The following is a 19431-nucleotide window of genomic DNA, read 5'->3' on the forward strand; positions in this document are numbered from 1 at the left end:
GTTAGTCTTCCATCTCGGCTTTGGCGACCTCCGCGCCGGCGAACTCGAGCACTTCCTTGGCTCCCTCCTCGGAGTAGCCCTGTTCCATCAGCGCGTCGATCCAGGCCGAGCGCTCGTCGTCGTCGAACTCGTTGGCGCTGACAAGCGCGGAGAAGTTGATGTTGTGTTTCTTGTCCTCCCAGAGCTTGCGTTCCAGGGCGCGGCGCAGCCGCTCGTTGTCCTGGGGGTTGAAGGCCTCGCCCTCGCGGGCCCGCCGGGAGACCCAGTTCGAGACCTCCTGGCGGAACGACTCCTTGCGGTCCTCGGGAATGTCGAGTTTCTCCTCGACGCCCCGCAGGAAGGTTTCGTCGGGTTCCTGCTCGCGGCCCGTGAGTTCGTCCTCGATCGTGTCGTCGTCGATGTAGGCCATCACGTGGTCCATGTACTTCTCGCCCTGGCGCTGGATCTCGTCGATGTCGTAGGCTAAGGCGTGGCGGACGTCCTCGATGGCCCGCTCGCGGTACTCCTCGCGGACCGTCTCGAGGTAGCGGTAGTACGTCTCGAAGTTGTCCTCGGGGATCGAGCCGTGGTGTTCCAGGTTCTCCTCGAAGAAGTTGAACACCGTCAGCGGCGAGAGAAAGCCCCGCGAGCGGTGCTTGCTGTCCATGATCGCCTCGGCGATCTCGTCGCCGATAAAGCGCGGCGAGACGCCGACCATCCCCTCCCCGATCTCGGCTTTCCCCTCCGCCTCCTCGCGGAGCTTCTTGACGTCGATGTCGTCGCCCTCGTCGATCTCGCCGTTGTACGCCTTGGCCTTCGAGAGCAGGTCGACGGTCTCGGTGTCGGGCTCCTCGATCCGGGTGAGCACGCCGAACAGCCCCGCCATCTCGAGGGTGTGGGGCTCGACGTTGATGTCGGGAACGTCGGCGTTGTGCAGCATCTTCTCGTAGATCTGGGCCTCGTCCTCGTAGCTGAGGACGTACGGAAAGTCGATCCGCTTGGTGCGGTCGTTGAAGGCCTCCATCTTCTCGTCGCCCTTCTTGTCCTTGTACTCGGGCATGTTCGTCCGCCCGACGATCACCTGGTCGATGTCGATCCGCGGGTTGCTCTTGGGTTTGATCGTCTGCTCCTGGGTGGCGTGCAGGAAGTCGTAGAGGAATTCCCGCTGGAGTTTGAGCAGTTCCTCGCCGGAGAACACCCCGCGGTTGGCGTTACAGAACGCCCCGGAGTAGTCGAACGCGCGCGGGTCCGACTCGCCGTAGATGGCGATCTTCGAGTAGTTGACGTCGCCCGTGAGTTCGGTCTCGTCCTGGTTTTTCTTGTCCTTGGGCTCGAACGTCTCCAGCGCCTGGCGCTTGTTCTCGTCGGCGACCAGCCGGATCACCTCGACGTGGTTCTCTAAGACCTGCTGGAGGTCGTCCTCGTAGTACGCCAGCAGCTTGTCCATGTAGAACTCGCTTTCGGGATCCAGCGCCTGCTCGTTCTGGATGGTGTAGGGCGCCTCGAGCCCCTCGTTCAGGTCGTCGATCACCCGCTGGCGCTGCTCTACGGGCAGGAGGACCAGCGGGTCCTGGTTCATCGGCGAGCGGACGATGTCGTCGGCCGGATCCTGGTCCTGAACGACGTCACAGAGGTTCGTCCAGCGGAACGTGTACATCCGCCCCTCCTCGCGCAGCGTGTAGTCCTCGAAGTACTTGCGCACCTGTTTGTCGAAGTGGGACTTCCCCGACCCCACCGGGCCGAGCAGGAGCTTGATCCGTCGCTCCGGACCGAGCCGGCGAGCGCCCGATTTCACCTTGTTGACGAACTCGTGGATCGACTGGTGGATCACCTTCCCGTAGAAGGTGTTCTCGCCGTCGCCGAGCGGGTCCTCGGAGGCGAGTTTGTACTCCACGACGCCCTCGGTCTCGTCGTAGGTGGTACCGTAGTAGTCGAACATGTCCGCGACCCGCTGGTGGGCGTTGCGCGCGATCTTCGGATCCCTGTAACACTCCTCGAGGTACCAGCCGAAGGACTTGGTCTCCCGCAGGTCCGCGGGCATCGATTCCTTGTAATCCGTACTGAGCTTTTCGAGCGTCTCGATGTCACCGTTCATGGTATCATTGCCAGTTTCGGTCTCCCCCGTCGGTCGTCTCGGAATGGGCGTCGTTCGACCAACCCGTATCGTCGTGCAGCCGGACCACCGCTACCCGCCGTCTCGAGTCCGTTCGACGCCTCGCGGTCGAACCGCTCCGCGACGCGGCGTGCGGAGGGCGCGAACCGGTGTGAACGGCGGCGGTTCGTCGTGGCATGTGTGAGCTATCACCACCCCTCGCCGCCGAGGACCGCTGTTTCGGTCTCGGACGACGGCGCGCCGGGGACGGACGCGAAGTGGATCGGTCCGCCGATCGGATACCGATAGTATTTAATGAGTGAGCAATCCATCTACTTAAGCTTAGCCCCAAAAGGTATTTACCAGTAGATGGTTTCCGTATAGAGTCGCTGGAAAGTATGGGTGGTCGACGATACCACTTACCAAGGTAAGGCGGTATCGGCATAACGGCTATCCTTGCGACTGACGGGGACGACGGCGCGCGAACGTTCACGGCGACGACGAGGTCTCCCGGACGACGACCATTTACGGCGATCGCTCGTACCGCCGGTATGAGCGAACTCGAGTCGCTGCCCGAGGCCTGGGAGGTCTGGTCGGCCGGGGACGACGGACGGGTCGTGCTCGCGTACCGACCCGATGTCTTCGACGGCGAGGAGTTTCCCCCGGCCTGCATGCCGACGCTGTATCTGACACACGGGAGACGAACGCGCAGAACGGGCGCCAACCCGACGGACCGGTCGGGCGCGACCGACTGGTTCGTGACCTTCTACCTCGAGCCCGACGTCTCCCTGGACGAATCCGACCGGTTCGAGACGCGCGCCCAGGGCCTCGAGCACGCCGTCGAGCTCGCCCGCCGGTTCGACGACGGCGAGATCGACTACCGGGACCCGTACCAGGTTCCCCGCGAGGCGTACTTCGAACGGCTCGACGCGCTCGTCGGCGACGCCGACGATCGGTCGTCCGGACGCGGACGTGAGGCTTAACCGCCGTCCGCGACTACCGATCGGTATGTCCACCGTCACCCTCATCGGCTCCCGTCTGGCCGAGCCGGGAACCGAGTTCGTCTACGAGGGCGAGGCCGACGGCTGCGCGGGCTGTCCGTACCGCAGCCAGTGTCTCAACCTCTCGCGCGACACCAGATACCGCGTCACGTCGGTCCGCGAGAACGCACAGACCCTCGAGTGCGCGATGCACGACGAGGGGGTCCGCGCCGTCGAGGTCGAACCCGTTCCCGTGCGCGCGAACGTACCCTCGAAGGGCGCGTTCGCCGGCAGCAAGGCGAGCCTCCAGGGTCCGTGCCCGTACGTCGAGTGTCCGAGCCACGAGTTCTGCGAGCCCGACGGCGTCGAGTTCGACGAGGAGTACCGGGTCCGGAAGATCGTCGGCGATCCGCCCCACGACGTCTGTCACCTCGACCGATCCCTCCAGCTGGTCGAGCTCGAGACCGACGAGTGAGCTACGCGTCGACGGCCTCGCCCTCGAGCCAGCTGTCGGCCCAGCAGGAGATCTCCTCGAAGACCGGTTCGAGCGACTCGCCCTTCTCGGTCAGGCTGTAGTAGGTCGCGATCGGCGCGTCCTCCTCGAGGCGACGTTCGACGAAGCCCGTCTCGCCCAGGTCGTCGAGGACCCGCGAGAGGGTGCGGGCGTTGGCCCCGGTCTCGCGTTTGAGCTCGTTGAAGCGGTGTTCGCCCTCCAGTAGCGTGTGGAGGACCGCGAGCCGCCACTGGGAGCCGATCTGTTCGATCGACGCGACGACCGGACAGGCTTCCTCCTGCCGTTCGATCGAGTTCTGCGATTGGGGGGTTACCATCGTCGCTTCGTACGCGTCCCCGCAGTATAGGGGTTCGGATCCGAACCAGCTAACTCGAGGATACCGCGACGCGAGGCTACGGGGTCGGGACCTCGTCCTCGAGAACGGCCTCGATGCGCTCGAGGGCGCGCAGACAGACGGGTGCGTAGCCCGCCCCGCTCAGCGGGAGTTCGAAGGCGACCCGACAGCGGTTCTCGGCGAGCTCGTCGACCCGGTGGCCGGTCGCGGATATTCGGGCCACGCGCCACGTCCACCGGCGGTCCGTACAGTCGACGACCTCGAACGGCAGCCAGGCACCCGGAACTCGTACCTGACCCGTCGTTCCCGACCGAACGCGCGCGTCGGTCGCGTCGACACCGCTGATCAGCGGCGACCACTCCGGCCACCGTCGGGTGTCGACGAGCAGTTCCCAGGCCGCCGCCGGCGGGACCGCGAGGACGTGAGAGGCCTCGAGCCGACGGCCGTCCGGCGTCGATGCGAACTGGAGTCGTGTCATACTCGAAAGAGGCGAGCCAGTGACAAGGACGTTCTGCCCGGAGAATCGTTCGGGGTCCGATTCGGCGACCCCTCAGCGGTGCCGTCGGGTACCGACGCTGACAGTTATGGCGGTAGCACCGAATCGTGAACTCGTGCCATCCTCCACCACGCGCCGCGGGCTCCTTGCCGGCGCCCTCGCCGCCGGCGTCGGCGGACTCACGCTGACCGGGGCTCGAGAGCTACTCGAGGCGTTCGCCCCGCTCTCGGGAACCGCCTGGGACACGGCCGACAGGTCCCTCTCCGAGCGCGTCGCGAGTCCCCACGGCGAGGCGACGGTTCGGTACGACGAGAACGGCGTGCCCAGCATCGCCGCCGACACCGAGCCCGCGGCCTATTTCGCCGTCGGCTACGTCCAGGCGTTCGATCGCCTCGCCCAGCTCGACCTGCAGCGACGGGTCATGCGCGGGCGGGTGTCGGAGCTGGCCGGCGAGGGATCCCTCGAGGACGACGAGTTCCACGTCGCGATGGACTTCGCGGGCGCGGCCGAGGCGACCTGGGGGCACGTCGCGGAGACGCCTGCGGGACCGCTCGTCGAGGCCTACGCCGACGGCGTCAACGCGGCCATCGAGCGCGAGGGGCTGCCCCTCGAGTTCGAGCTGCTGGGGTACGAGCCCGAGCCCTGGACGCCCGTCGACTCGATGCTGATGGAAAAGCAGATCTCTTGGGACCTGACGGGGAACTTCGGCGAGCTCCGCCGCGCACTGGTCGCCGACCGACTCGGCGAGGACGTCACAGCGGAGCTGTTCCCCGAGCGACTGGACCACGACGTGCCGATCCTCCGGGAGTCCCTCGAGGATGCCGCGGACGTCGGCTCCGTCGCCGGCGCGGACGCCGTCGGGACCGCCCTGATCGACTGGCTCTCGCGGTTCGAGTCCCCGCCCGGCGTCGGCTCGAACAGCTGGGTCGTCTCGGGCGAGCACACCGAGAGCGGACTGCCGATCGTCGCCTACGAACCCCACCTAACGCTGATGGTGCCCCCGCTGTGGTACGAACAGCACGTCGAGACCCCCGAGGCCTCGGTTCGGGGCGCGACGTTTCCCGGCGTCCCGTTCGTCATCGCCGGCGCGAACGACCGGGGAGCGTGGTCCTTTACGAACGTCGGCGCGGACGTGCTGGACTGTTACACCTACGAGATCGACGCCGACGGCGAGCGCTACCGCTACGACGGGGAGTGGCGCGAGTTCGATCGCGAGGAGCGAGAGATCGCCGTCGCTGGCGGCGACGATCGGACCCTCGAGGTGAGAAAGACCGTCCACGGACCGGTTCTCGAGCGCGAGGACCGAACGGTCGGCGTCGCCTGGACGGGCCACACGGCTACGCGGACGACGGAGGCGATCTACGAGTTCGAGCGCAGCGACGGGCTCGAGGAGCTGCTCGAGGCCACCCGGAAGTTCGACCTGCCGACCCAGAACCTCGTCTACGCCGACGCCGACGGACGGACGCTGTACTACGCGACGGGGAAGCTCCCGATCCGCGAGGTAGACGGCGTGGCGGTCCCCGGAAATCGCATCTTCGACGGCTCCGCGGGCGAGGGCGAGTGGGAGGGGTTCGAGCCGTTCGGCGAATCGTCCTGGGAGGGGTTCGTCCCCTTCGCGGAGAAACCCCACGCGATCGACCCCGACGTCCTCGCGACGGCGAACCAGCGGGTCGTCGACGATCCCGACCACTATATCGGCGTCGCGTACGCGACCCCCTACCGCGGCGCGCGGATCTACGACCGCCTCGACGAGCGGATCGAGTCGGGCGAGCCCACCGACCTCGAGTTTCACCGGGAGCTACAGAACGACACCCACGACGGGCGGGCCGAACAACTGGTGCCGGAGCTGCTCGAGGCCCTCGAGGACCGAATCGAAGGCGGAGACGAATCCGAGGGCGGGAGTGACCTCGAGGACGCCCGCGAGACCCTCGCCGACTGGGAGTACGGGATGGACGCCGACTCTCGGGGTGCGCTCGTCTTCGCCCGCTGGATGGACCGCTTCCGCGAGCTCGTCGTCGAACCCGCGTTCGAGGAGGCGGGTCTCGACGAGTCGTACTACCCCGACGACTGGGTGATCGCGACGCTTTCCGCCGACAGCCGGTTCTTCGCGGACCGCTCGCGGGCCGAAACGATGGTCGCGGCCCTCGAGGACGCCCTCGCCGAGATCAACGAGGCGGGGTGGGAGACCTACGGCGACTGGAACTCGACGCGCGCGATCGACCACCCCTTCGGCGCCGAGGCGCCGTTCCTGAACTACCCCGAGCTGCCGGCCGACGGCTCGCGAGCGACGGTGAAAAACTACCGCGTCGAGTCGGCGGTCGGCTCGAGCTGGCGGATGGTCGTCGAGCCCGGTGGCGAAGCGACGGCGGTGCTTCCCGGCGGGAACTCGGGCGACTACTTCTCGGCCCACTACGACGACCAGCTCGAGGGCTGGCTCGCGAACGATCAGACGCCGATGGATCGAACGCTCGAGGGCGAGCCCGACGTCGTCTTCGAGGAGGGGGCGCCGTGACCGCGAGCGATCGGAGCGACGAGGACGCGAGCGGCGACCCCGGAATCGACGCCGCGCTCGAGCGCGTGCGCACCGAACCGCGGGCCCACTGGATCGCCGTCCTCGTCGTCGTTCCCGTCGGCCTGGTTCTGGCCTGGCTCCACTGGCTCGGACTGGTCGTCGCCGGCGCGCTCGTCGGATTCGTCTCGCCGACGGTGCGGCGCGGGCTCGCTGGCGCCCTCGGCTTCGGCGTTCTGGTTCTGGTGGCGTTCGCTGTCGGGCTCGGCGAGTCGGTCTGGCGCGTCCTCGAGATGACCCCCGCCGTCTACGTCACCGTCGCGAGCGCGCTCGGGTTGCCGGCGCTTGGCGCGCTCGCCCGCGGGCTGGTCTGACTCGAGCGCCGACGAACCCTCCCCCCCGCGGTTCCCACGTCGCTTGCCGATCCACGTACTGTTTTTTCGTCCCCCCGCGTACGGCCGGTATGGAGTACACGACCCTCGGTTCGACCGGGATGGAGGTCAGCCGACTCTGCCTGGGCTGTATGAGCTTCGGCTCGAGCGACTGGCGCGAGTGGGTCCTCGAAGAGGAGGAGAGCCGCGAGATCATCGACCGCGCGATCGATCTGGGGATCAACTTCTTCGACACGGCCAACATGTACTCGAAGGGCGAGTCCGAGCGCGTTCTCGGGAACGCGCTCGAGGGACGCCGGGGGGAGTCCGTCGTCGCGACGAAGGGCTACTTCCAGATGCGCGAGGACGATCCGAACTCCGGCGGCCTGTCCCGGAAGGCGATCGAGCAGGAGCTTTCGGCCAGCCGCGAACGGCTGGGGATGGAGACGATCGACCTCTACCAGATCCACCGCTGGGATTACGACACGCCGATCGAGACGACGATGCGAGCCCTCGACGACGCCGTCCGCCGGGGTCACGCCCGCCACGTCGGCGCCTCCTCGATGTGGACCCACCAGTTCGCCGACGCCTTACACACGAGCGATCGGTTGGGCCTCGAGCGCTTCGCGACGATGCAAAACCACTACAACCTCGTCTACCGCGAGGAGGAACGCGAGATGCTGCCCTTCTGCGAGCGGGAGGACGTCGGCGTGATGCCGTGGTCGCCGCTGGCGCGGGGCTACCTTACCCGCCCCCACGAGGAGATCGACGCGACGAAACGCGGCGAGGCGGAGGAACACATGTACGACCACCCCTACCGCGAGGGCGGCGGGCGGGAGGTGAACGAGCGCGTCGCCGAGATCGCCGCCCAGGAGGGCGCCACGATGGCCCAGATCGCGCTCGCGTGGCTCCTCCACAAGGAGTGGGTCGACGCCCCAATCGTCGGCACCACGAGCGTCGAACACTTAGAGCAGGCCGTCGAGGCCCTCGAGATATCGCTGTCGGCCTCGGATATCGCCTACCTCGAGGAGCCCTACGAGCCGGTTCCGGTGTCGGGACACAGCTGAGCGGGGTTCGGGAGTAACACGAGTTCTGTAGTTGGATTTGAGCGGAAGTCGTGGTACGTATAGGTCAAGAACAGATCGAAGGGGTGTTCGTCGGTCTTACCGATGATCCATAATAAGGGGAGATCTATCTTTTTTCGAGGAGAGAATCCCGCCGTGAACGGCGGGAGTGAATCCGACAATTCCACCAGAGACCTCGTTCTGACGCTAATACGGATATTTAAGTAAATACGTGTAGTAGCATGACGTACACCCGAGGCGATTCGTCGCCACCTCAAATGCACAACATCGGGACTCCGAGAACCAGAACGTTCGAGACACCCATCTCGAACCGCTGTGGTGTCTCGGCCAACAAGATAACTCCGAGTCCCCTTGCCGGGGATAGGAGTAACGGCGGCGTGACCCCGCCATCGGCCTGTCATGCCGACAGGCCGTCAACCAGCAAATATCCCAAATCAGCGGTGCGGTGCCGTGGGAAGCCCCGTCGTTTACGACGGGGAGGTGGTCACTTCAGCGTTTTAGATTTGACCAAGAAGTTTCGCAACGGTTTCTGGATCTTCCCATAGAACAACGTCACCATTGCGATGGTCGTAATCGACCAACATACCTTCATCAAGTTTGGGCAGATGATGATAGTGAAGTTCGGCTTCGAGGCGTTCTGCATCAGTATCTTGGATTGAATCGTCCTCAGAAAGTATCTCTGCTAGCCGTTCTCTCCGCATATTGTCATATTCAAGAAGTAATGACATTACTCGACGGCGGGTGACGTGTGCGAGTGCACCGACAGAGTGTAACGCAGAAGCAACTGCTTCATCAATTAGCGTGACGAAGGTAATAGTCTCCCCAATTAGCGTACATACGACCATATCTACCCATTATTCTACACTAATATAAGATATTTTCCCCATTATCTAGACACTCGTTACACTTGTTTCGACACACGAAGAGCGAAAATCGGCAGCAGTGAACGATCGGTAAAGGAGTGCACTCGCTGGTTACCGTCGCGTTCGTCGCTGTCGCTTCGATCTACCGTCGCTTAATTTCTTACCTCATTGCCACTGCTAAACCAGTATTAGATCGATACTCACGTCACCGAAATAGCCGTTAGATAGGCACGTTCTACGTAACGAATCGGCCGTCTCAGATCCAACAGCGGATCGAATAGTGGAACCGCGGTATCAACCACTGCTGCGCTGCCTGTAATGCCGATATCGGGGTTGCTCTGGATAAACTCGTCAGCGCTCGCGGGAATCGCGTCTTGGTCTACTGAGGCAGCGCTGTAGTTTGCTATCCGGAATCGCGACCAGCGTCTGCACGACGAGAACGAAGTTCAGAAAGGCCTCTCTACCTTGTGGCCAGAACTACCGAAAGAGCGAGCAGTGTGGACTCCGACTCAACCATGCAGTCGATTCGATCTCGAACCATCGTCGTTGAACTCGCGAACCGCTGCTCAGAGCAGTGACGAGTAACCGAACTTCGAGAAAATGACTCCCTGCTATATCTCTACCTTGTAGCCAGAAGCACTTAAATAGAACTCCCGAGTTCGAACAGCCCGAAACTGCGCTCAGCTCATAAACAGCCGGCGGCCGGCCCGTTCGTGACGCATGCCCATGATTTCGGCCATCGGCGCGAACGACGTCATCGCGGCGATGTCGTCGTCGACGTGGCGCTCGCAGACGGCTTCGATCACGGGCTGTACCTCGGCGAGGACGGTCTGAATCTCGGTATGGCCGAACCGACCGAGGCGCTGGGCCGCACCCAGCAACCCCGTGACGAACGAGTAGGCGTGGGTGAGACAGGCCTCGAGTCGCGACAGGCCGCGGTCGCCGGCGACGACGCCGAAGACGACCGGGTAGTGCCCCGGCGTCGCTCCCCGGTCGACCGCGTCGGCGACTGCCGTGGCGAATCCGTCGCAGTCCGCATCGGTGGGGTCATCGACCGGTTCGCCCACCTCGCGTTCGGCGCCGAGCAACAGCTCGCAGAGCTTCGCCCCCGCCTTCGTCGAACTCTCACGGAACTCGCGGGGCATCGTCACGGCGTGCAGACGCTCGTCGACGGCGAGCAGGCGACCGAGGTCGCCGTTCTGTCGAGCCTCGTAGGCGTTCGCCAGCGCGACGGTTTCACAGGGACCGACCACCCGTCGGAGATAGGCGTCGAGCAACGTTCGAAGGTCGTCACCGTCGTCGATCCGATCCTCGTTGAGGTACTGTTCGAGACCGTAGGAGGCCGTGTAGCCGCCGACGGGGAGGAACGAGTCTCCGAGTCGGAGAGCGGTCAGAAACGCGTCCGGGTCAGTTTCCATGGTCGTGGCCGTGTTCGTGATCGTGCCCGTGACTGTGGTGGTCGTGGTCGTGGCTGTGACCGTGGTCGTGACCGCCGTGGGGGTGGGCATGGTCGTGGTCGTCGTGGCCGTGGCCCGCCTCACCGTCTCGCCGATCGGGAACGAACAGATCCGCCTCGACGGTCGTCGCCTCGATCTCGGCGCCGGGGACGACGTCGTCGACGACGCGCTCGACGATGTGGCGGTCGGCCGCGAGCGGGACGTAGACGACGCCGTCCTCGATGGCGAGGTCCCAGTGCTGGTTGCCGACGCGGTGGCCGAGTTCGACCGCCGTCTCGAGCGTCGCGGGGGTCGCCTCGGGGAGTTTGACCGCCAGCGCCTCGCGGGGCTCGAAGGCGACGAGGACCATGCGCTCGTCCTCGACGAGCAGTACGTCCCCGACCGAGACAGCGGGCCGATCGAGGACGACGCCGACGTCGGTTCCCGCGTCGGTGGTCGCCCGGAACCGCGACCGTCGACGGTCGACGCCGTCGATCACGACCCGCTCGAGGGTGCCGTTCTCCCGGTGCTCGTCCCGCAGCGCCGCGAGTTCGTCGTCCGCGTGGACGTTGCCGACGACGCCGTCGATTCGCTCCATCAGTACCGGCGGTCGGCTGGCGCGCCGACCCCCAGAAGCTCCCGCCTCGTCTCGTCCCACGCCGCCCGGAGCATGCCCGTGACGTCGGCCTCGCGGTGGCCGAGCAGGCGGACGATGGCGCCGGCGTCGCGAGGGAGCGCCGAGACGCCGGCCTGTACTGATCGCCCCTCCTCGGTCTCGCTCTCGAGTGTCGCGAGCCGCTCGTGGACCGTCTCGACGAGCGTCTCGGTCGCGTTCTCGTCGCTTCTATCGTCCCGAGCGCGTCCGTCACCGCTGTCAGGAGCGAAGACGTACAGCGAGCCGACGGCGCCGTACTCGCCGACGCTGGCCGGGTCCCGCGGATCACGTTCCTCGGGCCGCAGATCGACCGCGTCCGCACAGATCAGTCGGCCGTCGTGGCGGGCCTCGATCCGCGAGTGGTAGTGGTCGAAGCTAAACGGCTCGTGGTCGCTCAGCCCGTCGGGAACGAGGACGTCCGCGACGATCGCCACCGCGCCGTCCGCGAGGTCGACTGACACCGTCTGCAGGCAGCGGGCGTCCTCGTTGACGATCGTCGGGCCGGGAACGGACTCGAGGAAACTTCCCGCTTCGGCGGTCAGCGATGCGTCGAGGTGGGCGTAGTTGGCGTCCATACTGTGGACCTTCGTCGCGCTCTGGGTCGTCACGTGCGCGCGGGCACCCGCTCGAGCCTCGAGGACCATCCGGTGGCGGTCGCCTTGGGCGACCCCGCCGGTGGGCTCCTGGGCGACCAGCGTCGCGAGGCCGGGCGCGGGGTCGGTGTCGAGGGTGCCGGTGTGGTGGTAGGGAACCTCCGTCCGATCGCGAACGAGCCGCGTCGGCCCCTCGCCCGCGCGAGCGAACGTCGCCTCGAGCAGTCCGTTCTTGCCCGGTCCCGCGGCGGGCGCCTGGGCCAGCGGTTCGCCCGCGTACTCCTCGAAGGCGGGCGGCAGTCGCGCCACCTCCTCGGTCGCGGCGTGGTCCACGCTCACGCGAACAGCACCTCCCGCTCGACGTGTGCGAGCACTTCCTCGACCCCGGTGCCGTCCTTGCAGTTGGTGAAGACGAACGGATCCTCGCCCCGCACGTCGCCCGCGTCGGCCTCGATCACCTCGAGGTCGGCGTCGACGTGGGGCGCGAGGTCGGTCTTGTTGACAACCAGCAGGTCGGCCTGGGTGACCCCGGGACCCCGTTTTCGGGGGATGTCCTCGCCCTCCGCGACGGAGATGACGAACAGGAAGTAGTCCGCCAGTTCGGGGTTGAAGGTGGCAGCGAGGTTGTCCCCGCCGCTCTCGACGAGGACGACGTCGAGTTCGGGATGACGTTCGGTGAACTCGTCGATCGCCGCGAGGTTCATCGAGGGGTCCTCGCGGATCCCCGTGTGTGGGCAGGCGCCGGTCTCGACGCCCTCGACGAGGTCCGCGGGCAGGAGGTCGGCAAAGGACTCCCGGAAGACGTCGGCGTCCTCCTGGGTCATGATGTCGTTGGCGATAACGCCGACCTCGTACCCCTCCGCGACGAGTTCGGGGACCAGCCGCTTCACGAGCGCCGTCTTCCCGGAGCCGACGGGACCGCCGAGGCCGACCTTCGCGACGTCGCGGTACCCCATCAGTCGTCACCCTCCGTGGGTTCCGGCCCCGCACCGCTTCCGCGGGCCTCGGCGTCCTCGCTCTCGCCCGGCTGGCCCGCCTCGTCGACCGCGAGCTCCTCGCCCGGCCCGGGGTCGACGGTCTCGAGCTGCTCCCGGCTGTCGGCTCGGATCGGGTCGTGAACGGTCACGAGCTTGGTACCGTCGGGAAAGACGGGCTCGACCTGGATCATCTCGACCAGTTCTGGAACGCCGTCCATCACGTCCTCGCGGGTGAGCAGCTGCGTCGCCTCCGAGCGGATCCGCGAGACGGACTTCCCCTCGCGGGCGGCCTCGCAACACCAGTCGGAGACGTACGCGACCGTCTCGGGGTGGTTGAGTTTCACGCCTCGATCCTTCCGCCGGCGAGCGAGTTCGGCGGCCATGAAGACCGTCAGCCGTTCCATCTCCTTCGGCGAGAGGTTCACTCGGGGGTCACCCCCGGTTCGACGGCGGGTGCGGTGTCGTTCGGTTCTCGAGTCGGTTCGGCGCGTGTCGTCGTCGTGGTTCGTTCGTACATGGGTTCAGAGCAGGTATCGCTGTGCGAGCGGGATCTCGTCGGCCGGCTCGCAGGTGACGTGTTCGCCCTCGACCTCGACCTCGAAGGTCTGGGCGTCGATCTCGATGTCGTCGGGACAGTGGTCGTTGTGCAGCATGTCGGACTTCCGCACCGATCGGGTGCCGCTGACGGGTCGAACGGGCGTTTTCAGATCGTAGGCGTCGCCGACCCCGTTCTCGGAGGCGGCCTCGCTGACGAAGCTGACCGAGAGGCCGTGTTTTGCCCGGCCCTGGGCGCCGGCTCGCTCGCGGCCGATCACCGGCTCGCAGGTCATCAGCGAGCCGTTTGCCTCGCCCATCTGGGACCAGACCGGGAACCCGCCCTTGATCACCGCCCGGGGCTTGATCCCGAAGAAGCCGGGATCCCACAGCGCGATGTCGGCGAGTTTTCCGGGCTCGAGCGAGCCGACGTAGTCGTCGATTCCGGCCGTGATCGCGGGGTTGATCGTGTACTTGGCGACGTAGCGCTCGATGCGGGAGTTGTCCGCGTCGGTCCCCTCGTCGGCCTCAAGGGGGCCCCGCTGGGCCTTCATCTTGTGGGCGGTCTGCCAGGTCCGGCTGATCACCTCAGCCATGCGTCCCATCGCCTGGGAGTCCGAGGTCATCATCGAGATCGCGCCCGTGTCGTGGAGGACGTCCTCGGCGCCCAGCGTCTCCGCGCGGATGCGCGACTCGGCGAAGGCGACGTCCTCGGGGACGTCGGGGTTGAGGTGGTGACAGACCATCACCATGTCGAGGTGCTCGTCGAACGTGTTCTCGGTGTAGGGCATCGACGGGTTCGTCGAGGAGGGGAGCATGTGCTCGTGGCCGATCAGCTCGAGGACGTCGGGCGCGTGGCCGCCGCCGGCGCCCTCGATGTGAAAGGTGTGGATCGCCCGCCCGTCGATGGCGTCGAAGGTGTCTTCGACGAACCCCGACTCGTTGAGCGTGTCGGTGTGGATACAGACCTGAACGTCCTCCTCGTCGGCCAACTCGAGGCAGGTGTCGATCGTCGCGGGGGTCGACCCCCAGTCCTCGTGGAGCTTGAGACCGCAGGCGCCGGCCTCGACCTGCTCGCGGAGCGCCTCGGGTCGACTGCTGTTGCCCTTCCCGTAGAAGCCGACGTTGACGGGCCAGTCCTCGGCGGCCTGCAGGAACCGCTTGATGTTCTCCGGACCCGGGGTACAGGTCGTCGCCCCGCCGCCGAACCCGCCGCCGAGCATCGTCGTAACCCCCGAGCCGAGCGCGTGCTCGACCAGCTGGGGACTGTTGAAGTGAACGTGGATGTCCAGCGCCCCGGGCGTCGCGATCAGGCCGTCGGCGGGGATCGTGTCGGTACTCGGTCCGATCACCATATCGACGCCGTCCATCGTATCGGGGTTGCCAGCCTTCCCGACGCCGACGATCCGTCCGTTCCGGACGCCGATGTCGCCCTTGCAAACGCCTAGCACGGGGTCGACGATCACGACGTTGGTAAAGACCCAGTCCAAGGCTCCCTCGGCCCGGGTGGTTCCCGACTGCATCCCCATCCCGTCGCGCATCGTCTTCCCGCCGCCGAAGACGGCCTCCTCGCCGGGCGTCCCGTAGTCGGTCTCGATCTTCGCCAGGAGGTTCGTGTCGCCCAGTCGGACCCGATCGCCCTCGGTCGCGCCGAACAGGTCGGTATACTCGCGTCGGGAGAGTTCCCGGGTCATCGCTCGTTCCCTCCAACCGCCGACTCCTCGGCGTCGATCCCGAGGAATCCCCGTTCGCGAGCCCGCTCCGTGGATCGCTCCCGAACCTCCTCGTCGTCCAGCGGTCCCTCGACCAGCCCGCTCATGCCGCGGACGATCCGATCGCCGCCGATCGCCACCAGTTCGACCTCGCGTTTCTGGCCAGGCTCGAACCGGACCGCCGTTCCGGCCGGCACGTTCAGCCGGAAGCCGTACGCTCGTTCCCGGTCGAAGCGCAGCCCGGGGTTGATCTCGAAGAAGTGGAAGTGCGACCCGACCTGTACCGGCCGATCCCCGGTGTTCTCGACCGTAACTGTCGTCGTCTCCCGTCCCCCGTTGATCCGAACCGGCTCGTCGGCCGGCAGCAACTCGCCCGGGACGATCCCGCTCATCGATCGATCACCGCGACGCTCGAGCGTTCGTTCATTACGCCGCCCTTCGAAAGGCGATGTCCTAATGGACGCTGTTACAACAATATTTGCAGTAATGAGTTATTCGAGGTAAACTCGAGTATATATCACTCCATTCGTTCCCCATATTGCCGACTATCGAAGCAAAACTTGACAATCATGAACGCGTCGGCCTCGGCGATCTCGGGAACGAAGTCGGCGGCGACTCTCAGACGTGGCCGTGTCGCCGTCGGGGACGGCGTTCTCGACCGTCGTCTCGTCGTCGGCGACCCCGTCGGTGAACTCCGCGAACGTCATCGACCCACGACTGAAGTCGTGGGCTTGTCCGTGGACTCCCGGTCTTCCTCCGTAGTGGAGTAGGCGGTGTAATCGCCGTTCCCGTTCAGCGTCCCGGACTTGAGGGCGAGATGACCGTCGCCCAACCCAGAGGGACGTTTGCCCTCCGGTAAAGTTAGCAGTTTCAGGCCGATGTTCTTCGAGGCGTTGTAGTCGCCATCAATCGAGTACCCACAGTCGTTACACTCGAACCATCCATCCGAGTTGCGGTTCGTGCTGGACTGATGCCCGCACCGCGAACAGGTCTGCGAGGTAAACGCGGGCGGTATCTGCTCGACACGAATACCGTACTCGCTGGCCTTGTACGCCAACATCTCTTGGAGTTCACGGAACGCCCAGTTGTGCATCTGACGTTTCACTTGGTCGTTGTTGTTGTCCATCCGCTCGCGGATGTGGGTCAATCGTTCGACGGCGATATACGAACAATCGTGGGCGTCTGCTTCCTCCACTATGCGTCGAGAAATCGTGTGCAGGCGATTCAGCACGAAGCGGTTTTCTCGCCCCGACAGTCGCCGGAGTACCTGCTTGGCGGAGCGAGTGCCTTTGTGCTGAAGGCTTCGGCGCACGCGGAAATAGTGGTTCTGACCCCACAACAGTTCGCCACCATCGTAGAACGACCCCGTACTGGTCACGGCGACGTTCTTCAGGTTCAAATCCACGCCCAGTACCTTGTTTCCGTCACGTTCTTCGACCTCTTTTTTGATGACAATGTGGAGGTAGAACGCTTCTTTGTCTTCGCGGTAGTGGAGCGTCCCCATCCGCTTCTCGTAGTCGTCATCATCGAGGTAGGATTTCTGATAGTCGCCGAGAATGTAGTCCACGGCGACTCGCCCGTTGATGGTTGAGAGAGTGGCCGACCTGTCCTTGATGGTCAACGTTCGTTTGTCGTAGACTGCGGACGGTTCGTTGAATCGTGGGAGTGGTCGGCTGTTGCCCTTCTTCCAGTCTGCAACGGTGGACTTCATCGCTTCGACTGCTTTCGAGTACGCTCGAACGCAGAGGTTCGCGGGTAAGTCTGTCTCATCTCTCAGGTCGTGGTACACTTTGTCGTGTATGGTGGACTTGTTGAGGATGAGGTAGCCGTCGTCGTTCCTACCGTTCTGGACGGAGTAGTTGCAGGCGCGGTTGAACTGTTCGATGGTCTGATGGAGGTCGTCCTCTCGGTCGGTTGGAACTGAGAGTTTGACTGGAATGCTTCGTTTAACCTCCATCTTCGACTTCACATACATGGTAGCGTTTTATAAATTCTACGACTGACGTTGGGGAGTCGGATTGCTATCGCTCGTGGATTGATACGAGGATTGTCGGATTCCTCCCACGAGTAAACTCGTGGGCTTCCTCCTTGCGTCTATGTGACGATCCTCACGCTCGTCGTCGCGCTGGTGTTGTACACCTTCATGGAGCCAGACCGCGGGCGGCGAGTGGGCGATCGGAGACGCCCGGCTGGGCGGCTTCAACGGCATGAGCGGAGTGCCCGATCTCGCGATCGGTGTCGGCTCGACCGGGGTCGAGATCGGACCGCTCGGCCACTACTACGTGACGCTGGGTGCGCTCGTGGCGACCTACCTCGGGCTGCGCGCGCTCGTCAACAGTCGGTTCGGCTACGCAATGGTCGCGACCCGCGAGGACGAGGATCGGACGGCGATGTTCGGCTACGACACGACGTTCATCAAGCTCGTCGTCTTTACGATCGGTGGCGCCATCGCCGGCCTCGGCGGCGTGCTCTTTACCACGCAGAACAACTACGTCGATCCGAGCGTCTTCGGCATCACCGCAGCGGCGCTGCCTGTCGTCTGGGCCAGCGTCGGCGGCCGGACCTCGCTGCTCGGCACCGTCGGTGCTGCGCTCGCGATCCAGTTCGTCGACTACCGCCTCGCGCTCTCGGGCAGCGAGTGGGCGCTGGTGTTGATCGGCTCGCTGCTGGTGTTCGTCGTGCTCGTGATGCCTGAAGGGGTCGCCCCGCGGCTCCACGAGTACGTCCTCGAGTACCGCGAGGACGCCGATCCGTCGCCCGTTCCACGGGACTCGCCCGCGGCCACCGAGGAGGTGAGCGACTGATGGCGACGAGCGACCCCACCGTCAAGACCACGGCGGCGGTCGACGAGACCGGTCTGGACTCCTCGCGGATCCTGCAAACCCGAGGGCTGCGCAAGGAGTTCGGCGGACTCACCGCAACCGACGACGTCGACTTCGCCCTCGAGGCGGGCGAACTGCGCTGTCTCATCGGTCCCAACGGGGCCGGTAAGAGCACGTTCCTCGATCTGCTCACGGGTCGGCTCGAGCCCACGGCCGGGGAGATCTACTACGATGGTGCCGACATCACGGGGCTGCCCTCCCACGAGCGGGTCGACCGCGGGATCAGCATGAAGTTCCAGGTGCCGAGCGTCTACGAGGGACTGACCGTGGCGGGGAACCTGCGGATCCCGCTCCAGCGGGTCGTCGAACCCGACGCCTTCGACGCCCGCACGCGCGAGATCCTCGAGCGCTTCGACCTGCTCGCCGAATGGGAGACCGTCGCCGGCGAACTCTCCCACGGCCAGCAACAACGACTCGAGATCGGGATGGCGATGGCGATGGAGCCGAACCTGCTGTTGCTGGACGAGCCCATTGCCGGTCTCTCGGTCGAGGAGACCGCAGACATCGCCGACCTGTTACGGGAGATCACCGACGACGACGGCGTCGCGGTGATCGTCATCGAACACGACATCGACTTCGTCGAAACGATCGCGGATCGCGTCACGGTCCTCGACGGGGGCTCGATCTTCCGGGAGGGCTCGATCGAGGAGATCAGGACCGATCCCGAAGTGAAGCGGATCTACCTGGGGGAGGATCGCTGATGCTCGAACTCACGGACCTGCACGCGTCGTACGGTAAGACACCGATCCTCCGCGGCGTCGACGTCGACGTCGACGAGGGAGAGATCGTCGGCATCATGGGGAAAAACGGCGTCGGCAAGACGACGCTCGTCAAGGCCGTCATGGGCCTGCTCGAGGTCGACGACGGACGGATTCGGTTCAACGGGACGGACGTCACCGACGAGCCGGCCGACGTCCGGGCCCGTCGCGGAATGGGCTACATCCCGCAGGGGCGGGACGTCTTCCCGGAGCTAACGGTCGCGGAGAACCTGCGGATCGGCGAGACGATCAACGAAGGCGACGACCGACTGCAGTACGAGGCCGTCTACGACTACTTCCCGATTCTCGAGGAACGTCGCGACCAGGAAGCCGGGACGATGAGCGGCGGCCAACAGCAGATGCTCGCGATCGGCCGCGCGCTCGTCGGCAACCCCGAACTCCTCCTGCTCGACGAACCGTCCGAGGGTGTCCAGCCCTCGATCGTCCAGGACATCACGCGGAATCTCCGACGGGTCAACGAGGAGCTGGGAACGACGATCCTGTTCGTCGAGCAGAACCTCCACGTCGTCCAGCACCTCGCCGAACGCTGTTACGCCATCGACAAGGGGACGATCGTCGACGAACTCGAGGGCGACCGGCTCGACTCGCGGGAAGCGGTCACCGAGTACCTCGCGGTCTGAGTCGGCTCGCTTCGAGTCGT

19 protein-coding genes and 1 pseudogene are annotated in these 19431 nt (G+C 65.3%); 8 read left to right on the forward strand and 12 right to left on the reverse strand.

Translation table 11 applies throughout. The features are described 5' to 3' along the window. Position 1: 1 nt before the first annotated feature. Positions 2–2074, reverse strand: coding sequence for a PrkA family serine protein kinase (locus GWG54_RS10250; protein WP_167937675.1), 2073 nt, complete (start codon positions 2072–2074; stop codon positions 2–4). Between the two features lie 548 nt (positions 2075–2622). Between GWG54_RS10250 and GWG54_RS10255 the strand changes: the two genes are divergently transcribed. Continuing rightward, positions 2623–3054, forward strand: a complete 432-nt coding sequence (locus GWG54_RS10255; protein WP_167937676.1) for a DUF5820 family protein — start codon at positions 2623–2625, stop codon at positions 3052–3054. Positions 3055–3079: 25 nt separating this feature from the next. Beyond that, complete coding sequence (locus GWG54_RS10260; protein WP_167937677.1) at positions 3080–3526, forward strand: UPF0179 family protein; 447 nt, start codon at positions 3080–3082, stop codon at positions 3524–3526. Position 3527: 1 nt separating this feature from the next. Here the strand turns inward: GWG54_RS10260 and GWG54_RS10265 are convergent, their stop codons facing one another. Together GWG54_RS10265 and GWG54_RS10270 are read right to left on the reverse strand one after the other, a co-directional pair. After that, positions 3528–3881, reverse strand: coding sequence for a helix-turn-helix domain-containing protein (locus tag GWG54_RS10265; RefSeq protein WP_167937678.1), 354 nt, complete (start codon positions 3879–3881; stop codon positions 3528–3530). Positions 3882–3957: 76 nt separating this feature from the next. After that, positions 3958–4377, reverse strand: coding sequence for an SRPBCC family protein (locus tag GWG54_RS10270; RefSeq protein WP_167937679.1), 420 nt, complete (start codon positions 4375–4377; stop codon positions 3958–3960). 106 nt (positions 4378–4483) lie between these two features. Here GWG54_RS10270 and GWG54_RS10275 point away from each other — a divergent pair, with 106 nt between their 5' ends. The 3 genes from GWG54_RS10275 (at position 4484) to GWG54_RS10285 (ending at position 8342) form a co-directional block, all read left to right on the forward strand. Continuing rightward, positions 4484–6907: a penicillin acylase family protein gene (locus GWG54_RS10275; protein ID WP_209438384.1), complete on the forward strand. Its 2424-nt coding sequence runs from the start codon at positions 4484–4486 to the stop codon at positions 6905–6907. After that, positions 6904–7278: a hypothetical protein gene (locus tag GWG54_RS10280; RefSeq protein WP_167937681.1), complete on the forward strand. Its 375-nt coding sequence runs from the start codon at positions 6904–6906 to the stop codon at positions 7276–7278. Before GWG54_RS10275 ends, GWG54_RS10280 begins: the two co-directional genes overlap by 4 nt. A gap of 89 nt (positions 7279–7367) precedes the next feature. Next, complete coding sequence (locus GWG54_RS10285) at positions 7368–8342, forward strand: aldo/keto reductase (protein WP_167937682.1); 975 nt, start codon at positions 7368–7370, stop codon at positions 8340–8342. A gap of 515 nt (positions 8343–8857) precedes the next feature. Here GWG54_RS10285 and GWG54_RS10290 read toward each other — a convergent pair. The 9 genes from GWG54_RS10290 to GWG54_RS10330 form a co-directional block, all read right to left on the reverse strand. Further along, the gene (locus GWG54_RS10290; RefSeq protein ID WP_167937683.1) at positions 8858–9205 is read right to left on the reverse strand and encodes a hypothetical protein; all 348 of its coding nucleotides are present in this window, start codon (positions 9203–9205) and stop codon (positions 8858–8860) included. A 698-nt stretch (positions 9206–9903) separates the two neighbouring features. After that, entirely contained in the window at positions 9904–10641 is a 738-nt protein-coding gene (locus GWG54_RS10295) for an urease accessory protein UreF (RefSeq protein ID WP_167937684.1), read from the reverse strand. Further along, a complete protein-coding gene (gene ureE, locus GWG54_RS10300) occupies positions 10631–11257 on the reverse strand; it encodes an urease accessory protein UreE (protein ID WP_167937685.1) in 627 nt (208 codons plus the stop codon). Before ureE ends, GWG54_RS10295 begins: the two co-directional genes overlap by 11 nt. Beyond that, positions 11257–12246: an urease accessory protein UreD gene (locus GWG54_RS10305; RefSeq protein ID WP_167937686.1), complete on the reverse strand. Its 990-nt coding sequence runs from the start codon at positions 12244–12246 to the stop codon at positions 11257–11259. Before GWG54_RS10305 ends, ureE begins: the two co-directional genes overlap by 1 nt. Next, positions 12243–12863, reverse strand: coding sequence for an urease accessory protein UreG (gene ureG / locus GWG54_RS10310; RefSeq protein ID WP_167937687.1), 621 nt, complete (start codon positions 12861–12863; stop codon positions 12243–12245). Before ureG ends, GWG54_RS10305 begins: the two co-directional genes overlap by 4 nt. Next, positions 12863–13309 carry an urease subunit gamma gene (locus tag GWG54_RS10315; protein ID WP_167937688.1) on the reverse strand — a complete coding sequence of 149 codons (447 nt, stop codon included), beginning with the start codon at positions 13307–13309 and terminating at the stop codon, positions 12863–12865. The genes ureG and GWG54_RS10315 overlap by 1 nt, the downstream gene beginning before the upstream one ends. A gap of 96 nt (positions 13310–13405) precedes the next feature. Beyond that, positions 13406–15112: an urease subunit alpha gene (gene ureC, locus GWG54_RS10320; RefSeq protein WP_167937689.1), complete on the reverse strand. Its 1707-nt coding sequence runs from the start codon at positions 15110–15112 to the stop codon at positions 13406–13408. Then, positions 15109–15522, reverse strand: a complete 414-nt coding sequence (locus GWG54_RS10325) for an urease subunit beta (protein WP_167937690.1) — start codon at positions 15520–15522, stop codon at positions 15109–15111. Before GWG54_RS10325 ends, ureC begins: the two co-directional genes overlap by 4 nt. Before the next feature lie 311 nt (positions 15523–15833). Beyond that, the gene (locus GWG54_RS10330) at positions 15834–17087 is read right to left on the reverse strand and encodes an RNA-guided endonuclease TnpB family protein (protein ID WP_167937691.1); all 1254 of its coding nucleotides are present in this window, start codon (positions 17085–17087) and stop codon (positions 15834–15836) included. Between the two features lie 135 nt (positions 17088–17222). Here GWG54_RS10330 and GWG54_RS10335 point away from each other — a divergent pair. The 3 genes and pseudogenes from GWG54_RS10335 to GWG54_RS10345 form a co-directional block, all read left to right on the forward strand. Continuing rightward, positions 17223–17934, forward strand: a pseudogene (locus GWG54_RS10335) (branched-chain amino acid ABC transporter permease); the annotation flags it as partial. Further along, positions 17934–18713, forward strand: a complete 780-nt coding sequence (locus GWG54_RS10340) for an ABC transporter ATP-binding protein (RefSeq protein ID WP_167937692.1) — start codon at positions 17934–17936, stop codon at positions 18711–18713. The pseudogene GWG54_RS10335 and the gene GWG54_RS10340, both read left to right, overlap by 1 nt. Further along, positions 18713–19411 (forward strand): ABC transporter ATP-binding protein, encoded by a 699-nt coding sequence (locus GWG54_RS10345; RefSeq protein ID WP_167937693.1) that lies wholly within the window; start codon positions 18713–18715, stop codon positions 19409–19411. Before GWG54_RS10340 ends, GWG54_RS10345 begins: the two co-directional genes overlap by 1 nt. Positions 19412–19431 lie beyond the last annotated feature (20 nt).

Source organism: Natronococcus sp. JC468, assembly GCF_012163165.1.
In the GTDB taxonomy this organism is placed as follows: domain Archaea; phylum Halobacteriota; class Halobacteria; order Halobacteriales; family Natrialbaceae; genus Natronococcus; species Natronococcus jeotgali.